The sequence below is a fragment of the Microcoleus sp. D2_18a_D3 genome (genome assembly GCF_036702455.1).
Taxonomy (GTDB): domain Bacteria; phylum Cyanobacteriota; class Cyanobacteriia; order Cyanobacteriales; family Microcoleaceae; genus Microcoleus.
In genome coordinates, this window is record NZ_JAUBTK010000064.1 from 1 (window position 1) to 15,910 (window position 15,910).

At 44.5% G+C, this 15,910-nt stretch carries 21 protein-coding genes and 1 pseudogene; 6 read left to right on the plus strand and 16 right to left on the minus strand.

The features are described 5' to 3' along the window. Window positions 1-54: 54 nt before the first annotated feature. From QUB06_RS24515 to QUB06_RS24555, 9 genes and pseudogenes are all read right to left on the minus strand, one after another. On the minus strand, window positions 55-522 hold the full coding sequence (locus tag QUB06_RS24515; RefSeq protein ID WP_333437495.1) for a GNAT family N-acetyltransferase: 468 nt from the start codon (window positions 520-522) through the stop codon (window positions 55-57). A gap of 102 nt (window positions 523-624) precedes the next feature. Continuing rightward, window positions 625-1,017: a DUF4440 domain-containing protein gene (locus QUB06_RS24520; RefSeq protein WP_333437496.1), complete on the minus strand. Its 393-nt coding sequence runs from the start codon at window positions 1,015-1,017 to the stop codon at window positions 625-627. A gap of 4 nt (window positions 1,018-1,021) precedes the next feature. Next, complete coding sequence (locus QUB06_RS24525) at window positions 1,022-1,489, minus strand: GNAT family N-acetyltransferase (protein ID WP_333437497.1); 468 nt, start codon at window positions 1,487-1,489, stop codon at window positions 1,022-1,024. A 163-nt stretch (window positions 1,490-1,652) separates the two neighbouring features. Next, complete coding sequence (locus QUB06_RS24530; protein ID WP_333437529.1) at window positions 1,653-2,450, minus strand: GNAT family N-acetyltransferase; 798 nt, start codon at window positions 2,448-2,450, stop codon at window positions 1,653-1,655. A 189-nt stretch (window positions 2,451-2,639) separates the two neighbouring features. Further along, on the minus strand, window positions 2,640-2,888 hold the full coding sequence (locus QUB06_RS24535; protein WP_333437498.1) for an AbiTii domain-containing protein: 249 nt from the start codon (window positions 2,886-2,888) through the stop codon (window positions 2,640-2,642). A gap of 324 nt (window positions 2,889-3,212) precedes the next feature. Further along, entirely contained in the window at window positions 3,213-3,545 is a 333-nt protein-coding gene (locus tag QUB06_RS24540; protein ID WP_333437499.1) for a DUF5615 family PIN-like protein, read from the minus strand. Further along, complete coding sequence (locus QUB06_RS24545) at window positions 3,542-3,772, minus strand: DUF433 domain-containing protein (RefSeq protein ID WP_006634608.1); 231 nt, start codon at window positions 3,770-3,772, stop codon at window positions 3,542-3,544. The genes QUB06_RS24540 and QUB06_RS24545 overlap by 4 nt, the downstream gene beginning before the upstream one ends. 237 nt (window positions 3,773-4,009) lie before the next feature. After that, window positions 4,010-5,560, minus strand: a complete 1,551-nt coding sequence (locus tag QUB06_RS24550) for an ATP-binding protein (protein WP_333437500.1) — start codon at window positions 5,558-5,560, stop codon at window positions 4,010-4,012. A 182-nt stretch (window positions 5,561-5,742) separates the two neighbouring features. Next, window positions 5,743-5,889 (minus strand): annotated as a pseudogene (locus QUB06_RS24555) (GTPase Era); the annotation flags it as partial. 147 nt (window positions 5,890-6,036) lie between these two features. Between QUB06_RS24555 and QUB06_RS24560 the strand changes: the two are divergent. Both QUB06_RS24560 and QUB06_RS24565 read left to right on the plus strand, forming a co-directional pair. Next, entirely contained in the window at window positions 6,037-6,567 is a 531-nt protein-coding gene (locus tag QUB06_RS24560; protein WP_333437501.1) for a peptidoglycan-binding protein, read from the plus strand. A 148-nt stretch (window positions 6,568-6,715) separates the two neighbouring features. Further along, window positions 6,716-6,970 (plus strand): hypothetical protein, encoded by a 255-nt coding sequence (locus QUB06_RS24565; RefSeq protein WP_333437502.1) that lies wholly within the window; start codon window positions 6,716-6,718, stop codon window positions 6,968-6,970. A 156-nt stretch (window positions 6,971-7,126) separates the two neighbouring features. Here the strand turns inward: QUB06_RS24565 and era are convergent, their stop codons facing one another. Then, window positions 7,127-8,038 (minus strand): GTPase Era, encoded by a 912-nt coding sequence (gene era, locus QUB06_RS24570; RefSeq protein WP_199292477.1) that lies wholly within the window; start codon window positions 8,036-8,038, stop codon window positions 7,127-7,129. 68 nt (window positions 8,039-8,106) lie between these two features. Next, on the minus strand, window positions 8,107-8,280 hold the full coding sequence (locus tag QUB06_RS24575; RefSeq protein ID WP_333437503.1) for a hypothetical protein: 174 nt from the start codon (window positions 8,278-8,280) through the stop codon (window positions 8,107-8,109). Window positions 8,281-8,547: 267 nt separating this feature from the next. On the opposite strand from QUB06_RS24575, the gene QUB06_RS24580 reads away from it, so the two are divergent. Next, complete coding sequence (locus tag QUB06_RS24580; protein WP_333437504.1) at window positions 8,548-8,979, plus strand: hypothetical protein; 432 nt, start codon at window positions 8,548-8,550, stop codon at window positions 8,977-8,979. Between the two features lie 441 nt (window positions 8,980-9,420). Here QUB06_RS24580 and QUB06_RS24585 read toward each other — a convergent pair whose 3' ends face one another. Next, window positions 9,421-9,693 (minus strand): hypothetical protein, encoded by a 273-nt coding sequence (locus QUB06_RS24585; protein ID WP_333437505.1) that lies wholly within the window; start codon window positions 9,691-9,693, stop codon window positions 9,421-9,423. A 252-nt stretch (window positions 9,694-9,945) separates the two neighbouring features. Here QUB06_RS24585 and QUB06_RS24590 point away from each other — a divergent pair, with 252 nt between their 5' ends. The 3 genes from QUB06_RS24590 to QUB06_RS24600 all read left to right on the plus strand — a co-directional run bounded on the left by QUB06_RS24590 (window position 9,946) and on the right by QUB06_RS24600 (window position 12,261). After that, window positions 9,946-10,503 (plus strand): NUDIX hydrolase, encoded by a 558-nt coding sequence (locus QUB06_RS24590; RefSeq protein ID WP_333437506.1) that lies wholly within the window; start codon window positions 9,946-9,948, stop codon window positions 10,501-10,503. Between the two features lie 198 nt (window positions 10,504-10,701). Then, complete coding sequence (locus QUB06_RS24595) at window positions 10,702-11,457, plus strand: ATP-binding cassette domain-containing protein (RefSeq protein ID WP_333437507.1); 756 nt, start codon at window positions 10,702-10,704, stop codon at window positions 11,455-11,457. Between the two features lie 153 nt (window positions 11,458-11,610). After that, a complete protein-coding gene (locus QUB06_RS24600; protein WP_333437508.1) occupies window positions 11,611-12,261 on the plus strand; it encodes an ABC transporter permease in 651 nt (216 codons plus the stop codon). On the opposite strand, the gene QUB06_RS24605 is transcribed toward QUB06_RS24600, so the two are convergent. From QUB06_RS24605 to QUB06_RS24620, 4 genes are all read right to left on the minus strand, one after another. Then, window positions 12,248-12,883, minus strand: a complete 636-nt coding sequence (locus QUB06_RS24605) for a DUF1802 family protein (RefSeq protein ID WP_333437509.1) — start codon at window positions 12,881-12,883, stop codon at window positions 12,248-12,250. The genes QUB06_RS24600 and QUB06_RS24605 overlap by 14 nt on opposite strands. A gap of 116 nt (window positions 12,884-12,999) precedes the next feature. Further along, entirely contained in the window at window positions 13,000-14,280 is a 1,281-nt protein-coding gene (locus tag QUB06_RS24610; protein ID WP_333437510.1) for a glycosyltransferase family 4 protein, read from the minus strand. An 88-nt stretch (window positions 14,281-14,368) separates the two neighbouring features. Next, the gene (locus QUB06_RS24615) at window positions 14,369-15,085 is read right to left on the minus strand and encodes a class I SAM-dependent methyltransferase (RefSeq protein WP_333437511.1); all 717 of its coding nucleotides are present in this window, start codon (window positions 15,083-15,085) and stop codon (window positions 14,369-14,371) included. Beyond that, window positions 15,076-15,909: a class I SAM-dependent methyltransferase gene (locus QUB06_RS24620; RefSeq protein ID WP_333437512.1), complete on the minus strand. Its 834-nt coding sequence runs from the start codon at window positions 15,907-15,909 to the stop codon at window positions 15,076-15,078. The genes QUB06_RS24615 and QUB06_RS24620 overlap by 10 nt, the downstream gene beginning before the upstream one ends. Between the last annotated feature and the right edge of the window lies 1 nt (window position 15,910).

The window sequence follows — 15,910 nt, forward strand, 5'->3', positions numbered from 1 at the left end:
ATGTTAGGGCGACCAGACATTTTTATTGGCTCCTTTACTTCTTACATAAGTCTATCACATCTTTAAAAAAATGGTATCACTACCAATTTTTACAAACTTCTCAACCTGCTCAAATCCTAACTGCTCCCACACTCGTTGTGCCCGCTTGTTAAAGCCCGCGATCGTCACGCGCAACTGCTGCATCCCATAGTGCTGTGCCCCATATTCCGCGACAGCTTGAGCATAATATTTTCCACGTCCTTGACCTACCAAATCTGGTCGTATGCCTATACCAATGTCAAGGGCTTTCTCGCTGTAGTCTCCACCTGGCACTTGACCATCTGAGCCGAAAGAGCAATAGCCTTCGAGTTCTTCTTGCAAGTTTAAGATCGCATAAAAGGCGTTTCTTGAATCAAGCAGATAGCACAAGTCCTCTTGAAGAGTATTGGCATCAAAGTTGTAGTAGTCATACGGAAAAGTGTAGCGCCAGTCCAAGATTGCCAGTGCCTGTTCCTTCTCAAGTAGTCGAAATGTAAGCCCCACCTTAGCTTTCCTGCAATAGTGCAATCTAATGTTCGCAATCACCGGACGGAGATAACTTCTGCTAAAAACAGCATACTTCAAAGTTCCGTTGCACTGCGGTTCTTAGATCGCAGATTGGTCAAAAGGGTCTGTAGGCGTACCCTGATGAAACACCATTTGCCAACCTGATGAATCTAACCGCCAAATCGACGAGCGGTTAGTGTGACGGAACAACTCTCCTGATGGATTCACATGAGCATCTCGATAGGTGAGTAACGCGATCGAGTCTGAGAGCTTGTTCACAACAAAGTCTTGAGCGTGAACCTGCGGTAGCTCCGGATCACTTGGCAATGACATCAGTTCATAATCGCGCGTATATGTTGCTCCTGAGCGACCGAACTCCTTGAAATCATGAGCAAGCAACTGGGCCAAGCGCTCTAGATTCCTGCGGCACTCAGGTCGATGAAGTTCGCACTCTAGTTCGCGCAGTGTGGCTAGCAGTGATAGGTTCTCCATTGGATTACTCCATGACTTCGGGTGAAAGGTTGCTCCATTTCATTGGTATTCCCCATATTCCATGCTTAAAAAAGCGATCGCCACTTTGTCTAAACCTCACTTTCTGATAAAAGCCAACTGCTTCTTCTGCGGCGTTGACAGTAACTTCATTCAAATTATAGCTACATCGGGTGAAAAGTTCTCGACCAATTCCTTGCCCAGAAAATTCTCTTCGGACAAACAGTAATGACAAATGATTGCCCCTCTTAAAGGCAATAAATCCAACAACGATTTCATTCCACGTTGCAACTAGCGTTTTCTCATCACTCAAGATTCTGTCTCTTAATTCCTCTGGATGACAAATCTGTAGCCATTCGGCAACACTTTCTGGTGTACCATCTGTAAGTTCCCATAGAACCGCAGCAGCCCACATACAACCACTGATTTGATACTCGTCTCCAATCTGCGGGAGTCTGTAGGTAATTGTGTCCATGACTGTATGTAAATAACCTTTCGGCAACATTAATCTGAAAGGAGTAATGGTTGGGTTACTTTCCTGGAGACTAAAACGGAGCGGCATAACGGTGAAGTTATGCGGCGGCAGATAAACTCGAACTCAGCACCAGCGGCTTTCGACCGTCCGCTGCCATGAAGTGTTAACTCGCGCCACGCACCCTGGCATACATAAACGCATCTCTAGGGATTGCTGAAATGTTAGGACGGATCTGATAACAGCGCAACCTCCCTTCACACACTAAACCACTCTTTTCCAGAACTTTAACTGAAGCAAGGTTCTCCGTATCGCAAGTTGCCCAAACCCGATAAACTTCTGGCAAGCTGATTGCCCATTGCACTACTACAACAGCCGCTTCTGTTGCATATCCTTGTCCCCAATATTTTTGATTTAGCAAATAACCAAAATCAGCCGCATGACCTTCTACACAACAGGCGATTGTACCGATGGGTCGGTCATCAGGTTTGACTATAAGAACCCAAGAAAAATTGCCTGATTCCCATTGTTTGACCTTGCCCTGAAGAGATTTCATAACCTCGCTGACATCAGTGCGGGGGCAGTAATCCATGTAGTAAATGACTTTAGGATCGCTAGCGTATTCAAAGATTGCCTCTGCATCTGAGAGACGAGGGCGGCGTAAAATAAGCCTTTCCGTTGTAAACACTTCAGGAGCTTGTAACACGAGAGGGCTGCGAAGGTCATTGCTGAATGATTCTGAGCTTGATTGACTTTCTGATGAAGAATTTTGCATTTGTGACTGTGTTATATTGATTTGGATCACACTACTATAATCATTCTTGGCAGCGATCTGTTTTTCTTCTTGGGAGAAAGTCCTTCCTTCGCCTAAAATCCCATCTTCCTCTAATTTCAATGACCAGCTAAGAACGACATCCCGTACAGCCTCTAGCACACCTTTTGCTTGTGATATATCAATATGTATTTACATTTCCAATGGAATGTCATCGTACTCTCTTAAAAATTATTCCAATGCTGGTGGCCTGGTAATTAAAGAGGAGTTTTTATCCTTCAAACTTTCAACAAGTGTTTCTATTTCACTGATTGGTTGAAGAACAGGTCGTTTAGATATGAACTCGTGAATCAGAGAATGAACTATGACTGGTATCCATCCCTAATAAGGATTACGTGCCTTTAAATCTCCAAACATGAAGCGATATTGAGGGAGATATGATCTCCCAGGATAGCCATTAAGTTCTTTTTCTACCCATTGCTGAAACTCCTGAATATTGAGTTTCCTTGCAACAACCAAAGCTTTTCTTAGTAGAACTAACACGGAGATTTCTGGATTAAGCGCATCTCTTTGTAGTTCCAAAACTAATGAACCCATAAAGCTTCGTTGACCTTGCTTCAAAAACTGCATTTTTCTTCTAACGTGTCATTTAAATTACTCTTTTGAATTGCCCTGTCTATAATTTTAAAGTGCTGCCCTAACCGATAGCCCAGCATCATAACTTATAATTATGTTGCAGTTGCGGTACAATACTGCATATATTCTCAAGATACCGCATATCGATGACGTATGTCAACCGCTTCTTACTCCCCATCAGAATATCCTTTCCTCGATCGAGTTCGCCACATGATTTGACTCAATTACTTAAGCCGCCGCACTGAAAAAAGCTATCTATATTAGATTTTAGATTAGAGAGCATTTAGAGTCGATCGCACACTTTCGGCGATCGGTGCATTATGATAAAGCAAGCAGCGATAAAGTCTCATCTTCATAAAATAACTCGATCGCGTTAAAATCCCGACGCAGCAAATTTTCAATTTGCAATGTCGAACAGTTTCCCAGGCGAAGCCAAATAACTTTCGGTGGATTCCCCAATACTAAGCTCAGGTCGTGCATATCCGCGTCTTTCGAGACAATCATCAAATTATTGTCTTTTGCATAATCCCAAACTATTGGGTCGATCGTTGCTTTCATTCCCACATCTCGAACGTGAAGCGAATTTGGGAAAATATCGCTCAAACGATTCGGCAACTTGGGCGACAAGTTTTCATCAAAAAGTAATTTCATGCCGATAAGGTCGCAGTCATAAACCGACGCTCGCGGTCAGCAGCATAAGCAATGCAGGCTTTTAAATCTTCTCGCGTCAAATCGGGAAAATCGTCGAGAATTTCTGCTTCGGTCATCTCGGAAGCCAGGTACTCAAGCACTTCATAAACCGTAATTCGCAAGCCGCGTACACAAGGCTTACCACCGCGTTTATTTGCTTCGATCGTGATGTGGTTTCGGTAGTTCATAGTTGGAATTTTTTAGAATCTCCTCGTTTGAGGTTTGGCGAAAAGATTGGATATACTAGCTTGTTGCATGGGTGCGCGATCGAATAATTGTATTGCAGTTGCGGTACAATACTGGATATAATCGAGTAATACCGCAGCTCGATCGTGTATGTCAACCCCTTCTTAATTATATTTTAGATTAGAGTCGATCGCACACTTTCGGCGATCGCAAAAATTGAGACATTCATCACAACTTCTTCACGCACGAATAACTGTAACGGTTCGCCCCATAGGTGTCAGATGAATTTCAGTATTCAATCGTTCTTCTAATTCAAGCGCATTCTCGCGACGATCGAATATCACCAACCAACCAGAATCTTGTCCCAATCGAGCCAAATATCCATCTAACTGTTCCAACCCTTTACTCAACGGATCGACTTTCCGAGTTCGCCAAACCTTCAGTTCAATTCCCAATGTTACGTCACCATAACGCAAACATAAATCCATTCTGTCGCGTCCGATCGCATATTCCCGTTCCAACGTTCCCCCACCATTAATCACCCGATGCAGAAACGCCATCAACACTAAATGCGGGGCTATTTCGGGATAAGATGCACTTTTGAGTAACGGTTCGCCATGTTGCAGCCAAAACGCGAGAAACGCTTGCAGGAGTGCATCTGGTAGTAGTTCGCCGCGATCGTTCAACCAACTCGGACGGATAATCGGTAAACTATCTTGCGGCCCTTGCGCCAAAACTCGCGGCAACACTTCTCGATAAATCGGATTGGCGATGACTAAACCCCCGGCTGGATCTCGTTTGAGCAAGCCCAAATCTACGAGGTATTGGCGATCGTCATTAGAAGATTCTGGCAATTCTCGTCCGGCTAGCATCGGCTCGATAATGGCTTTGACTCGGTTTTCTCGCAGTCGTTCTGCCAAACTATCTAAATGCGTATCTTGCCGTTTTATTAGAATTTCTTTGGCTTCTAAAATATGTTGTGGTGTAATTTCTATAGATTCATCGGTAACTAATTCTTCTACAATTTCCTTAGCTAAAGCATTCACTAACCAAGGTTGTCCCTGAGTCAGTTCAAAAGCTAAGGCTACGGCTTCAGGTGTAAAAACTTGTCCGGTATCTTGGGTATGTTGCGCGTAGAGTTCCGCGACTTCTGAGGCATTAAAATCTCTCAGAGTAATCGATCGCACTTTAATATTAAACGGACTGGATGTATTGAGTCGATCGCTTCCCCCCGCAGCCACTTTGTAATCGCGAACATCCCGCAAACCAATTAAACCCACCGATTGCGGAAACGCTTTCGGGCGATTGGGATAACCATCGCGTAATTGGCGCAGAATAGAAATCAAAGCTTGGTCTTGTAGTGCGTCAATTTCATCGATGAAAACCACCAAAGGACGAGGAGAAGATTGTGTCCACAGGCTGAGTACATCGCCGATTTGCTGTCCCGGTTCCGACGATGGCCAAGCAGGCGGCTGCAATTCTGGGGGAAGTCGAATCGAAATCGCCCGTCGCCAAGCACCGAGAATGGCATCCTCTGCACCCGCGATGTCTTGACTGAAGGGTGCGCCGACTTCAACTGACAGCATCACGGCGGTGTATTGTCCGCTTTCGGTGAGTTGTTTGGCTAACGCCAGCATAGCGGTGGTTTTCCCCACTTGCCGGGGTGCATGGATGACGAAATAGTTGCGTTGAGCGATTAACCTTTCTAAGCTTGGTAAGCGTACCGTGGGCGACAGTGCGTAATGAATGTCTTCTTGGCAGGGGCCAGCAGTATTGAACCAACGCGGCATAGGTCAACTGGGGCGAATGGGGCTGCTCTCAGTTTAGTGTACTGTTGTTGGAATGGCGTTCTAGTGGTAAAGCGGGGGTTTGTATCGACTCTTCGGCCCCGATGAAACTCTCTCAGAGCGAAAGTCGTGCTCGATTCTTGATTCATAGAAGGGAAGAACCCCAACTCCCAACTGCCAAAGTTTCACTCTTCTACCCGATCGCCCAATTCCGCCAAACGAGTGCGAGACTGCCACCATTTCGGCTGCACTTTGACAAATAACTCCCAATATACTTTGCCTTCAATTAACTTTTGAATCTGTTCTCGCGCCGCACTGCCGATCGACTGTAAGCGGAAACATATAACTCAAATGAGTGACACTCAAATGTGTGAACTCACACAAGTTTCACTATAAAAAGCGACTGTGAAGCCACCGAAGACAGCAGTTATACCTGAAATATCAAATGAAAACACTCGAATGCACAGAGGATTCCCATCATGTTTACAGAAGAAAAAACTCTCAATAATCAAGCTATCGCTGTCGTCGCCGATACAACTTCTCAATCAACTCTTGCAGTTGCTGAAGCATCTGGAATCATGAAACCCACTTTAAAGCGGGGTTCTACTGGTCAAGCGGTCAAGGAACTACAACAGCTTCTATTTCATTGGGGGTATTATTTTGGTGCGATCGATGGTATTTTCGGCATCTATGTTGAAAACGCCGTCAAAGGCTATCAACACCGCGTCTTTTTAGCTGAAGATGGGATTGTCGGTTCTCTAACCTGGCAAGCACTATACTCTGGTGCACCTGTGAATATGCCGACTCTCATGATTGGTAGTTCAGGTAATGCCGTCAAAATTGTTCAGAATGTCTTGAAATTGAATGGATACTATTTCGGTTTTGTTGACGGATACTTCGGGGTTATGACCAAAGTAGCGACCATCCAGTTCCAAACGATGAAGGGTTTACCAGCCGATGGAATTGTCGGGCCGAGAACTTGGCACGCTTTGAGCAAGTTACCGCACTAAACAACGGTATATCTCACTTGTATAGGACTTACGTGCCGACTCTAATTGTAGGGTGCGAAACCCGCACCTTACAACTACGGAAGTTTAATTTCTCGGTTGTTGCGTAAGTCCTGTTAGTTAAGCTTTAATCATTTATGAGGTTAATCAAATGACACATTCTGCTATCCTTGAAGCTACAGCAAATTCTGCAGAAAACGGACAATATCTGGCTGAATTTTTTCAGGAAAATAATGGAAACTACTCGGCAATGCGAGCGATGAGTTTTATTGCACTGATTGCAGCAATTGGGTTTGGCGTCATCACAATAAATAGCAAGAATGCTGATGGCAAATACATTACAACTTCTTTTTTAGTTGCTGCTTTTGCACCAAAAGCTGTTCAAAAATTTGCCGAACGTCCTTAAAGAGTTGACAGTTGACAGTTGACAATTGACAGTTGACAGTTGACAGTTGCTGGCGGAGTTTTTAGGACAATGATTTAAACTGAACTTCTGCCTGCGAGGGGAAGTTCAGTTGTAAAATCTCTCAACGATCGCCCTTATTTGCTCCATCAGTTCGCTTTATTCTTCTACCCGATAGCCCAATTCCGCCAAACGAGTGCGAGACTGCCGCCATTTCGGCTGCACCTTGACAAATAACTCCAAATACACTTTGCCTTCAATTAACTTTTGAATCTGTTCGCGGGCCGCACTGCCGATCGACTTGAGCATACTGCCGCTTTTACCGATTAAAATACCTTTTTGGGAATCCCGTTCGACGTGAATTGTCGCTAGAATCCTAGTAATTTTTGCTTCTTCTTGAACGATGTCGATCGCAATTGCTACCGAATGCGGCACTTCTTCCCGCGTCAGCAGCAAAATCTGTTCCCGAATCAATTCGCCCATAATAAAGCGTTCCGGCTGGTCAGTCACCAAATCTGGCGGATAATAATAAGGCCCAACCTCCAAATGTTCGATTAACAATTGTTGCAGGGGCTCGACACCCTCGCCCGTGAGAGCCGAAAATTTGACAACGGGCCACTCAGGATTGACAATTTGCTCGTAAGTTCGATCAATCAACACGGAATCCTCCGGTTGTTCGTCCAACTTATTCATCCCCAAAATCACCGGAACTTTGCAATTGCTGAGAATTTCGACAATATATCGATCGCCCCCTCCCGATTCCACCGAACCATCCACCACAAACAGCACCACATCCACCGACTGAATCGCTGTGCGGGCATTCTGCACCAAAACCTTGCCCAATTGGTGATGCGGCTTGTGAATTCCGGGAGTATCTACAAAAATTATTTGTGCTTCAGGTGTCGTCAGGATGCCCCGCAGCCTGTTACGCGTCGTTTGAGACACCGGCGAAGTAATCGCAATTTTCTGCCCCACCAACTGATTCATCAGCGTTGATTTTCCGACATTCGGGCGTCCGACAATACCCACAAAGCCCGATTTGTAACCCGCCGGAGCTGCGGGAACCCCCATAATGTCCGATACGTCGATAAATTTACTATCTTCCACCAAAATCACCTATTTTCAAGCCCCTTCTCTGTCTATTGTCGCCTGAAAATACTCAAACGCCCATCAATGCACTGTAGCATCTTTCTCGTCCTGCTATCGCCCGCAACACTCAAAGCTCGATCGAGCCGCAAACCAGTGTTAAAACGTGATACGCGATCGGCAAAACTTGATATCTGAGACAAAATTTGATAAAGTTCCAATGACATCGCTCAAAAATGAATCATTCTGGTAAAACCGACTCCCCAATGCTGTAACAACTTCAGATGTGTAAATATCTAACTCAACTGAAACTTTTCTACAGTTTGTCAGGCCAACCAGTTTTAACATTTTTGAAGATGTTTGGTAATAACTTAGGTAAGTTGAACTCAAACTCAAAAGCTGAATATCATCAGGCGCTTTCTCAATAAAAGCTAGTGTCTTTTGAGCCTACCTAAATTAGTGCTAATCGTCATAAAGTTGAGGAGATGAATCAGATGAAATCGAAATTATTTTGGAGTTGCTGCACCGTTTTGGTAGCAAGCTTGCCTGTTCCCGCATTGGCTCAAACAAGCCCTCCCACCAGCCCTCAAGCAGGTATTGACTACAAGGGTGGCTCGAAGAATTACCAGTTGGTACCGGGCAGAATCCAGGACAGAACGTTGCCCAGAGCCTTTGACTTTCCAATTATTACCAATGTTGGTACTGACACTAGCATCACCTCGGATTTCCTAATTACCGATCAGTTTCGCGCCCCAGCGGGTCGTACAGAATACACCAGTGCTCTCACCGCCTGGGCAGCATCAATCAGAGAATGTCTCGCCAAACAACCACTCTTGATTCGAGCCAGCACTAAGAACCCGATTCAGATTAATGGTAGAGTAGGCACGATTGTCAGAAACGCAAATAACCGTGCAGTTTGCAAATAAGCCAGCAATATCATGGGGGCTAAATTGACCGTAATTGCTGTAAGGGCGGGTTCACCAATATCTCCCATGCAATCATCGATACAGTAAACCCGTCACCGCAGCGATATTGGGGTCAATCGAGGCCAGTTGATATAACTTCCGCTATCTTAAAGATAAAAACTAGAGAGTGTTTTTGAACAAAAAGAGCAATAGAAAACCTATTGCTCTTTTTGTTGGCGAAATTTCAATTAATATCTATTAGGGCTTCTATGATATCGGCTGAAATGACATCATAGAAGAGGTTTGTAGTGAGGAATGCAAGTCCTTAAACTGTGATAAGGACTTGCATTCCTCACTGCAAACGACATAATTACGCAGAAACCAGATTTTTTCCAAAAAATCCCGTGGAACCCGAGGGATATGGATTTTAAAACCTGGTTTATGAAAGTTTGTCTGCGTAATTCACGATTTAGTAGCGCAAAATTCATGTGTACTCAGTAAAATTTCGCCATAATCAGGAATCCAAGCTAGCCACTGTTCTTCCGAAGATTCACACAACAGCCACGCTTCGTCAAAGCTGAATGCGGTTGGCGGATTGAACAATTTAACCCACATAGAAGGAGCCAATTTTGGTGCAGGTACGGCGCAGCCAAATCTTTCCCAGTCGCGGACACTGGCGAAGCTTCCGGGCGTTGGTTGGGATTGCCAAGTACGAATATCTGTTTGCAGTTGCATAATTACTCCTGTCTAGCTAAGAGTCTGCACCAGGGCCCGGTTGAAACAACGCAGAGCAAAGGCGCAGATAAACTTTGATTATGTAGTCTATGTTACGGAATTATCTATGCGAATGTGTAACGTTGTAGCAAAAATTTACAATCGAGAGGAAAAAACTGGCTCAAAGCTGAAAAGGTCGATCGGCTATTGTTCAGCTCGGCAAAAATCGCCTACCATAGCAAAAAACATCTGATTTATTTCAAAAATTCTGACATGAACCCAACTGCAAAATCCCAGTGGAAAACTCTAGACCGCTTTGTAGAAATCAACTCACGTTGGGTAAAACTAATCGCGGAACATCTCGAAACAACAGAAGGAAAAACAGTAGAATATTGGCGAGTAGAAAGAGCAGATTCAGTTGTAATCTTGACCATTCAAGCTGACAAATTGCTGTTTCCCCCACCGATGTATCGCCCCGGCGTGGCAGAAGCAACCCTGGATTTTCCCGGCGGTCGCGTAGAAGCGGAAGCCACACCAGCAGCGGAAGTTCCAGCTATACTCAAAAAAGAGCTAGGCGTGACAGAAAGTGCGATCGCCCGCATCGAACCGATCAACACCCTTGGCTGGGCAATAAACAGTTCCTTCTCCAATCAAAAACTCTACGGTTTTGTTGCAGAATTGCACCCTACAGCAACAGTAAGCCCCGAACTTATCGGTGCTGAATATCCTGTCACCCCAGACGGAATTCGCGACTTGCTCAAAAAATTAACTTGCCTCCAATGTCGAGCCTTACTGCTAGAATGGCAAAATCAAGTCGATTTTAGATTTTAGATTTTAGATTTTAGATTTTAGATTGGGGAATTGTCCCCCGATGCTCGCTGATTTGAATTTTAGGACTTACGCTTATAAACCAGGTTTCTCTGCCAAATCTTGGGTTCAGCAGCAAATTATCTAAGAAAAAAACCTGGTTTCTAGCCCCTTGTCTGTAAGTCCTAAAATTCCTGAAAACCCAAATCACCGGAACTAATCATGCCTCTCAATAATGAAGTTGCTGTCGAATGCCTCGACGTGACATATCGCCTCAACCGCAGGCATTTAGTAGACCAACTCAATTTCAAAGTGCTGCAAGGAGAAGTTTTAGTATTGCTGGGACGCAGCGGTAGTGGCAAAACTACTACCATGAAATTGATTAACAATTTACTAACGCCAAGCAGCGGCGAAGTTCTTGTCATGGGAAAACCGACAACTCAGTGGAACCCAATTCAACTGCGCCGAAAAATTGGTTATGTGATTCAAGAAATCGGTTTGTTTCCCCATTTTACCGTCGAGCAAAACGTCGGTTTAGTGCCAAAATTAGAAGGTTGGGAGGGCGCTCGTATTCAATCTCGCGTCCGCCAACTGTTAGAATTAGTCAACCTCGACCCCCAGCACTTCGCCAAACGCTATCCCCATCAGTTATCCGGCGGACAGCGGCAGCGGGTAGGCGTCGCTAGAGCACTGGCGGCTGACCCTCCGATATTGTTAATGGATGAACCGTTTGGTGCTTTAGACCCGATTACTCGTCTGGAATTGCAGCGGGAATTCGGTCAATTGCAACAGCAACTCGGCAAAACTGTGATTTTTGTGACTCACAGCATTCAAGAAGCTTTTTTGTTAGCTTCTAGAATTGGTTTGATGCAAGACGGACGGTTGGTTGAATTGGCAACACCTGATGATTTTCTCAAATCTCAGCATCCAGAAGCTGGGGCATTTCTTGAATGTTTGCAATTACCCGGGACGGGGTAATAATATGATGTGCGATCGCATCATTCGTTTATGGCTATGGGTCGCTTTTTGAAGCTGATGGCGGGAAATTAAATATATTGGTGAACCCACTCCTACGAGATATTCGATTATACCATAATTTACAATTCCGAATTCCTAATTACTAATTCCCACATGATGCAATTTATCAACCGCTATGGCGCTGAGATAATTCAGCGCGCCAGTGAACACTTATATTTAGTAACTGTTGCAATTTTTATCGCTCTTATTGTGGGGATTCCCCTGGGAATTTTAGCCACGAGAAAACCAAAATTGAAAAAGCCAATTTTGGGGTTTGCTAATATTATGCAAACAATTCCTAGTTTAGCTTTGTTTGGCTTGCTAATCCCTGTGCCGGTATTGGGGGGAATAGGCGATCGCACGGCAATTATCGCCCTCACTCTGTATTCTTTACTGCCAATTATCCGCAATACTTATACTGGTATTGTCGGGGTCGATCCAGCGATTACGGAAGCCGGAAGAGGCATGGGGATGACTGATATGCAACTGTTATGGCAAGTGGAAATTCCCCTGGCACTGGGCGTGATTCTGGCGGGGGTGCGAGTTGCTGCTGTAATTGCGATCGGACTTGCTACAATCGCCGCAGCAATTGGCGCGGGTGGCTTGGGGGTGTTTATTTTCCGTGGCGTTGCTACCGTCAACAATCAGTTACTTTTGGCTGGGGCAATTCCGGCTGCTTTAATGGCCTTAGCTGCGGATTTTGGGCTGGGTTTGGTAGAAGCGCGCCTCTCTAAAAGTACCTTAAAAACTATTAATGAGGACTAAAATTCTGGCTACCTTCCGTCAGCGTTGTCACTCTCTGCGAACCAGAAGCATTCGCAGGATTCGCTATCAGATTGCGGATTTCATTTGAGCGTTCAATGTACTCTCGATCGCTCAAAACAGCTTGGCTTCCCTCCAGGGAAATAGCATCTGCCAAATCGATCCAAGAACGGCAACCGCCGTATTCAGGAATGTAGGGAATTTCGCGGATTTCTGCAAGGCGATAAGCCCGCAGCAAGAAAATATAAATTGGCTGAGTTTGTTTCCATTTCAGGCGGTCACTGACAAATTTTTCATTCCAAATATGGTACGGAAATAGCGCAGTAATTGCCGGTTCCCAAGCTACCAAAAAAACATCAGTAATCTCCGCCCAACTACCAATTCTAATAACTTCAGGATGCCAACCAGATTCAACAGTATTGACTTGATGTGCAAACTCCGGCTTTAATAAATCCGGCTGTTGGTGTTCAAAAGTTGGATACAGCAAAACCTGTTTGTCAGTGACATTAAACTGTCCTGCTTGCTCGCGAATTCCCCCCTTCCGCAACAGCACAATGGTTTGACCTTGTTCCAAAGCATTAACTGCTACATTCCATTCTTTCAGCGCCCTAGTAGTTGATTTCATGGGAATTTAGTTGGGTTTTAACAATAGTAACAAAAATCGGTACTTTCAAGCAAGTACAGCCATTTCTTCCTGTTAAAATTGGCGTAGTCCTGACTATGCAGGACTACCCTTTATTGCTAAATTCTCACTGCAAAAGATGCTGCTAATTCCCGTTCTGGTTCCATGCCAACTGTAGGCGGCATGGAACGATTTGCTACTTGCTCGATCAGTTGTAAATGTTGTGGCAGCATTTTAGCTAAACTGTAGCGTTCTAGGGCGGTTTGACGGGCTTTGATGCGAATGTCTGCCATGCGGGTAGGATGGTCTAAAACTTCATCAATGCGATCGGCTACTTGTTTCGGTGAGAAGTAATCGACTAGCAAACCGTTTTCTCCGTCGCGGATAACTTCTCTGACTGGCCCTGTGTCGGAACCGATTACTAAACATCCGGTTGATAGAGATTCAATCATTGACCAAGATAGCACAAAAGGTCGGGTCAAATAAACGTGTACGTCGGATGCTTGAATTACTTTTAGATAAAGCCCGTAAGGTAGGGGCCCGACAAAGTGAACTCGCGACAAGTCTAGGGGTACTTTTTTGAGCATATGGTCTTTGTAAGACTCGCCGTTGGGTAAAGAACGCCCATAACAAACTCTTTCTGAACCAACGATTACGACGTGACAGTTGGGGCGGCGTTCTTGTACATAGGCGATCGACTCAATGAATTCGGGAAAACCTCGGTAAGGTTCCATTCCCCGCGATACGTAGGTGACAATTTCATCAACGCCAGACAAGTCTAAGTTAGGCAAAACCAGTTTAGCACCGGGGTCTGGTTTGAAGTAATCGGTATCTACGCCGTCGTGGAGTGTGGATAATTTTTGTTGTAATTCTGGGGGAAATTGCGATCGCTGCCAATAAGTGGGGGACAAACCCCAATCGCAAGAGTATAAATCGATCAAAATCGGCGCATTTTTGATTCTAATTCTGGCCATATCGTCAACTGTTAAAGGTTCCGCTGGGTCGAAATCTGCGTCGGAACCAATAGCATGATAAAACCACTCGAAATAGCACAAAAGCGGTGTATTTGGAAAAGCTTCTTTGACAAACAATGTCGGCCCCCAACCGGAATGTCCGCAGATAATATCGGGTACGAAACCGTCTGCTTTGAGTTGTTCTGCCATTCTAAATACGGCTTGTCCGTAGATGACGGCACTTTCTAAAGGGCGGACGTATTGGTGAGTCTGCGCGTGGGGTTCCCGGCTGGGGGTAAATGCTGCTTTCCGCACGCCGGGAATGTTCCACTCTGGGCGCTCGTTTTTAGTGCCGAAAACAATTTGATTTTTGGGATCTGCGCCTAAAGCCGTGATAATGTGGCGGTATTGGGCGGGGAAGTTGGGATGGAGAAATAATGCTTTCATTGTCAGTTGTCTGTTGTCTGTTGACTGTTGACTGTTTTCTGTTGTTAGTTGGAATAAAATATTTTGAGGCGACTAAAAAGCTTTGGTTTTATTCATTGGGGGTTGGTGCTTTGCAGATCCAGACACAATCTCGCGGTACTGAAGATGTATTTTTCAGGATAATTTCATAGTTTAAATGATGGAGAAATTTTTCCATAATTGTATCAGTCATAACTGAAAATGCAGTGCCGTCTCTGCGTCCCAGCAGGTTTTTGTCCCACTCGCTGGCGAATTTTTGCCACCCTAATTCGCTGAGAATATTCCCGTGGTGAAAGACGCAAATTCGATCGCCCCGCAGCAGTTTGGGAATTCGAGTCAGGTAGTTGAATATATCTACTGGCTCTACGTGTACCATTGTATCGTAACAAAAGCAGACATCGGCTGAACCTGGAGCGATGCCGTCTAATGTTAAACCGTCGAGTTTTACGTAAGAAACGCGATCGTCTCCCAAGCGCGATCGGGCCGCTTGCAGCATTTGACTGGAAATGTCGGCACAAATTAGTCGATCGCAATATTTCAGCAACAGCGAACCTGTTTTTCCGCCACCGATACCAATTTCTAAAACCGTATGTTCTTGTTTGATGTACGGTGCAATAAATTGCTGTTCTATCAAGGATTCATATTCTGATAGCGAGTTAGCCGCACCGGCACCTTTCCCTATCCATTCATCGCCCAAATAAGCGAGTTCAGGATTATTGTTTTTCCATTCTTGGGCGTAGCTATCCCAAGCTTCTTCGTAATCTATTTTAGGCGGTATTATTTCCATTTTTTTTTTTTCTGTCTCAGAATACACAAACAAAAGTCGCTTGATAGTCCTCCCGGCTGCTCCATTAAGATTTGTTCAATCTCCAGCAATAACTGGACGATCGTTTCACTCTTTGGTTCTCCGTCTGAAAGTCGAGCGTGATCTAAAAAAGGGTAAAGTTCGTGAAGCAACCCCCCACCGGCTAGATTCAACACTTCCACATCAAAGTAGAATTCTAAAAACGGAAGTATCAGCTTTGACCGGACTGCTTCTGAAGGGTCTCTCGCCAATACTTTCTCAATACTTGGACTAGAAAATTTTTCAGTTGTTCCCGACCTTAGCGTGTAGTGAAAACATTTGTAAATGCGATTAATCACATCCTCTTGAGCTTGATTATATATATTGTAGCAATCTCCTATGTATTCATTGACAATAAAATATCCATCGGGTTTTAAACAGTTCCGAACAATTGATAAACATCGTTCTAGTTCTTTGACGTGATGCAGCGAACCCGAGCAAAAAACTAGATCGTATTTTTTCTTATCATCAATCGCAAAAAAATTAAAGTCATCTTGATAAAAATTAATCTCTACTCCCGCTGCTGCGGCATCTTTTCTAGCAATTTCTAAAGAACTTTCGGAAAAGTCAAAGGCATCAATTTGAGTTGCTAATCCTAATTTAGCCATGAGAATTTCGTGATTTCCCACTCCGCAACCAATAGACAAAAGACGATCGAACCGTCGATTTTTGAAATAATTTTTGACTAACCAGGTTAGCCAGTAACCGTGACTCTTACCACCTGACAGCCGATGGTTTATAGCTTTTTCGATAATCGGATTAGACAAC

Bases quoted from the DNA above. Each gene is read 5' to 3' on its own strand.
- QUB06_RS24540 (WP_333437499.1), bottom strand. From the start codon at position 3,545: ATGAAATTACTTTTTGATGAAAACTTGTCGCCCAAGTTGCCGAATCGT.
- QUB06_RS24580 (WP_333437504.1), top strand. From the start codon at position 8,548: ATGAAATCGAAATTATTTTGGAGTTGCTGCACCGTTTTGGTAGCAAGC.
- QUB06_RS24575 (WP_333437503.1), bottom strand. From the start codon at position 8,280: ATGTCATTGGAACTTTATCAAATTTTGTCTCAGATATCAAGTTTTGCC.
- QUB06_RS24600 (WP_333437508.1), top strand. From the start codon at position 11,611: ATGATGCAATTTATCAACCGCTATGGCGCTGAGATAATTCAGCGCGCC.
- QUB06_RS24545 (WP_006634608.1), bottom strand. From the start codon at position 3,772: ATGAACTACCGAAACCACATCACGATCGAAGCAAATAAACGCGGTGGT.
- QUB06_RS24595 (WP_333437507.1), top strand. From the start codon at position 10,702: ATGCCTCTCAATAATGAAGTTGCTGTCGAATGCCTCGACGTGACATAT.
- QUB06_RS24615 (WP_333437511.1), bottom strand. From the start codon at position 15,085: ATGGAAATAATACCGCCTAAAATAGATTACGAAGAAGCTTGGGATAGC.
- QUB06_RS24550 (WP_333437500.1), bottom strand. From the start codon at position 5,560: ATGCCGCGTTGGTTCAATACTGCTGGCCCCTGCCAAGAAGACATTCAT.
- QUB06_RS24610 (WP_333437510.1), bottom strand. From the start codon at position 14,280: ATGAAAGCATTATTTCTCCATCCCAACTTCCCCGCCCAATACCGCCAC.
- QUB06_RS24585 (WP_333437505.1), bottom strand. From the start codon at position 9,693: ATGCAACTGCAAACAGATATTCGTACTTGGCAATCCCAACCAACGCCC.
- QUB06_RS24535 (WP_333437498.1), bottom strand. From the start codon at position 2,888: ATGCAGTTTTTGAAGCAAGGTCAACGAAGCTTTATGGGTTCATTAGTT.
- QUB06_RS24520 (WP_333437496.1), bottom strand. From the start codon at position 1,017: ATGGAGAACCTATCACTGCTAGCCACACTGCGCGAACTAGAGTGCGAA.
- QUB06_RS24560 (WP_333437501.1), top strand. From the start codon at position 6,037: ATGTTTACAGAAGAAAAAACTCTCAATAATCAAGCTATCGCTGTCGTC.
- era (WP_199292477.1), bottom strand. From the start codon at position 8,038: ATGGGGGTTCCCGCAGCTCCGGCGGGTTACAAATCGGGCTTTGTGGGT.
- QUB06_RS24590 (WP_333437506.1), top strand. From the start codon at position 9,946: ATGAACCCAACTGCAAAATCCCAGTGGAAAACTCTAGACCGCTTTGTA.
- QUB06_RS24605 (WP_333437509.1), bottom strand. From the start codon at position 12,883: ATGAAATCAACTACTAGGGCGCTGAAAGAATGGAATGTAGCAGTTAAT.
- QUB06_RS24525 (WP_333437497.1), bottom strand. From the start codon at position 1,489: ATGGACACAATTACCTACAGACTCCCGCAGATTGGAGACGAGTATCAA.
- QUB06_RS24565 (WP_333437502.1), top strand. From the start codon at position 6,716: ATGACACATTCTGCTATCCTTGAAGCTACAGCAAATTCTGCAGAAAAC.